The sequence below is a fragment of the Brachybacterium tyrofermentans genome, from assembly GCF_014897585.1.
Classification (GTDB): domain Bacteria; phylum Actinomycetota; class Actinomycetes; order Actinomycetales; family Dermabacteraceae; genus Brachybacterium; species Brachybacterium tyrofermentans.
In genome coordinates, this window is sequence record NZ_JABUXW010000066.1 from 1 (window position 1) to 3,387 (window position 3,387).

Below are 3,387 nucleotides of genomic sequence, written 5' to 3' on the forward strand. Positions count from 1 at the left end.
TCGCTTCCCCAGCAAATGCTGGAATCAGCGTGTCCACGAACAAGGGGCAGGCCCCGTCTGCGACGACGCTGGCGGGCACGGTCTGGACGAGCTGATCGATACGGGCGTTCTGCGTCCTGCGAGCATCGATTTTGTGCGGTGCGAGATGGAGCGTGACGATCGCTTCGCTGACATGGAGATGGGGCGTTGTTCCAGGGAAGAGCCAATCGGGGCCTCCACCGACGAAGGTCCGTTGTTCCTCGAGCTCGCTAACGTAGCGGCGGAGGAGTTCGGCGATCGGCTCGGGCAGAGCGAGAGGCGTGCGCCCGAAGGTGATGCTCAAAGTCGTCTCGTGACCTGAGACGTCTGATTGGCGGAGGCGGACGCAGTCGCTGATCCGTTGCGCGAAGACGAGCACCAGCAAGCCGATGATGCGGCTTGCGGACGGGATGGACGTGTCATCGAGAAGCTCATCGACTTTCCGCCAGATGGTGTCCTCCGGGACAGAGGGGGCGGGCCGAGCTTGCGGGCGATGAGGCGGCATGAGGGGTCTGGTCAGCTTCTGCCGGATCGCCCAATTGAGGAAGGTGGCGACCGCTCCCTGGGAGCGGTGATGGGTGAAGAATCGATCTACGGAGCGCTGGTCCAACGTCCCCATCTGAACTCCCTGATCATCCAGCCAGACCAGGAAGGAGGCGATCTTGCGCAACGCGGACCATCGAGCGTTGAACATGCCGACGGTCAGGGGCTTTTGCGCGCGCCGCTGCCTGGTCTGGCGGAGGACTTGCCAACGGAAGTACTGGTTGATGATCTGCGCGTGGTGGGAGGGGAGGTCGTTGACGAGATGCTCAGCAAGTATCTCGAGGTCGTTGAGCCGGACGTCGATCGTGGGGAGGGTTTCGGCACTGATGAGCATGTGGCGCAGATACCGCACGCGAGGCGAGAGTGGGAGGGCGTCGAGTGTGTCGTGACTGATCTGCACCTCGCCAGTAGCCATGGCACGCAGAGTCTTTCCGATCGGCGATCTTCGCAGCCATCGCACCACCGCGCGCGGGTCACGTGCAGCCATGAGGTGGCCGTAGAGGCTAGCGAGGCCAGGATGGATATCGCCGTTCTCGTCAGCGAGGACCTCGCGGAGGCGTTCGGCCAGTCGACAGGTGCCGCACTGAGATCCAGTGAGCTGTTCCTCGCTTCCGCAAGTGATGCACGCGAACCGCGGAGGTTCGCCAGCACAGGGCGCGCAGACGATGCGTCGCTCCGAGTCGTAGAAGGCCAGGACCTTGACCTGAGCGCACCCGGGACAGGATCCGGGATGTCGGCGGAGTCTTGAGTAGCAGGCGTTGCAGATTCGCTGCTCGAGAATCGAGTAACGGGCTGCGACATGGCGAGCACATTCGTCGCAGCCGACCTGGTGACCACGTGTGCTCCCAGGCGGGGTCATTCGTGCGGGCGGTGCAGCTTGGCGGGGATGGGGCGAAGCTCGCCAATCGCAGGCCCGGAGGCCTCTGGAGCGCCAGCAACTCGGCGAGGACGCACGCTCTGGACCTTCGGGATCTCGATGAGATCGTTGGGTGTGCACTCGAGGATCCGGCAGAGGGCGGCGAACACTTCGACGTTCAGCCTCTCGGGCGTCTTCGTCACCAACCGGAACACTTGCTCGCGCGAGAGCTGCACTCCCTGGGCGCGCAACGGTGCGATCAGATCTGTCGTCTGGAACATCCCAGCCGCAGCCATCATCGGGCGTAGATTCCAGGTGATCGGGATGTCAGAGTCGGGAGTCGTCGGCATCGGGTCCTCCATAGATCCGGGAGAGGGCTTGGTTGATCATGCGGTTCTTGAAGTCGTCACCGACGGACGTGTAGATGGCGGTTGTCGAGGCATAGGCGTGCCCGACCTGGTCCTGCACGAACTTCTCGGCGTATCCCCATTCGATGAGGTTGGTGACGTACGTGTGGCGCAGGGCGTGGACACTGAGCTCCGGCGGCAGCCCCGCTTCGTCGCGGAGCTGCGCGAAGCGCAGGTCGATGTAGCGCAGAGAGACGCGCGTGCCTCGCTCGGTCGGCCACAGCGGTCCCGACAAGTCCGCAGTGAACCGGGACCGGGCCTGGTCGACCCATTGGGCCAAACCTTCCGTGATCCAGTCCAGCTCAGGGAGCGTGAGCACCGAACGTCGACGCGGGCCTGAGCCGTGAGAGCCCTTGCCCCAGCGCACGTCGACCGCCCCGAAGCGTCCGAACCGCGGGGCAGCACCGTTGGGCCGCAGATCAGCTACATCCAGACCGACGGCCTCGGCCCTGCGTAGTCCGTAGGCGTAGATGGTCTTGAAGATCTGGGAGTCACGCAGCGCGGCGAGGGCACCCTTTCGACCCTGCCGAAGGATTGTCTCGACGCGGTGGTCGGCCACCGCGAAGAGCTGCTCGAGCTCGTCGTAGGTGAGTGCTCGCCGCTGTGGGCGGCCTTCGTAATCGACCAGGTGTGCGAGCGTGTTCCACTCGTGGCAGATCTGCTGTGGCGCGGTTCCGAAACGTTCTTCACAGTCCGCCGCCCACCGGTACCGAGGATCGGTGAGGTAGTCGCAGAACAGGCGGATGATGGAGTGATACCCCCGGATCGTCGAGGGAGTCGCCGGACTCTGCCCAGACTTCGCCCGGGTCGTGAAGTCCTCCAAGTCCCCCGGCGACCACTCCCACGGGTAGCGGCCAACAAACTCTTCAAACCTCCTAACGACCAGCTCGCGACCGCCGATCGTCCGCTCAGTCAGGCCTCGACTGATCTGCTGATCAGCCCAGCCCGAGAGCATCGCCTCGAACACGAAGCGATGCTCATCCAGCGCCCGCACGTTGCGGAGCTGTCGAAGCGGAGACACTCCACGGATGCCCATGTCCACCACTCCAGTATTGCATCTATTGCATCATTGATGCATCTCGGCTCGCGCGTTCGTGGTCGTCTCCGACCTAGCTCCTTGCCCCCGAGGTGCCGGGCCTGCGGAAGGGCGGAGCGTTTGGATGTTTTGGAGGCGGAGGCTGTTGTGGACGACGAAGACGGAGGAGAGGGACATCGCGGCGGCTGCGATGAGGGGGTTGAGTAGTCCGATCGCGGCGATCGGGATGGCGGCGATGTTGTAGGCGAAGGCCCAGATGAGGTTGGTGCGGATGGTGCGGTTGGTGGCGCGGGCGAGGGTGATGGCGTCGGCGATCGCGTAGAGGTCATCCCGGACGAGGATGATGTCGGCAGTCTTGAGGGCGACGTCGGTGCCGGTGACGATTCCGAGTCCTAGGTCGGCGGCTGCGAGGGCGGGGGCGTCGTTGATGCCGTCGCCGACCATGGCGACTCGGTGTCCCTCGTCCTGGAGTTGTTCGATCACGGCGACCTTCTCGGTGGGCAGGACGCCGGCACGGACGTCCGGGA

At 64.4% G+C, this 3,387-nt stretch carries 4 protein-coding genes; all 4 read right to left on the minus strand.

The genetic code is table 11. From position 1 onward, the window contains the following. A partial coding sequence (locus INT49_RS20605; protein ID WP_193119603.1) for a hypothetical protein occupies positions 1–1,048 on the minus strand: 1,048 nt, incomplete at its 3' end. A 368-nt stretch (positions 1,049–1,416) separates the two neighbouring features. Then, complete coding sequence (locus INT49_RS20610) at positions 1,417–1,767, minus strand: helix-turn-helix domain-containing protein (protein ID WP_096166878.1); 351 nt, start codon at positions 1,765–1,767, stop codon at positions 1,417–1,419. Beyond that, entirely contained in the window at positions 1,745–2,860 is a 1,116-nt protein-coding gene (locus INT49_RS20615; RefSeq protein ID WP_226851124.1) for a tyrosine-type recombinase/integrase, read from the minus strand. Before INT49_RS20615 ends, INT49_RS20610 begins: the two co-directional genes overlap by 23 nt. Positions 2,861–2,890: 30 nt before the next feature. Next, a partial coding sequence (locus INT49_RS20620) for an HAD-IC family P-type ATPase (RefSeq protein WP_226851123.1) occupies positions 2,891–3,387 on the minus strand: 497 nt, incomplete at its 5' end.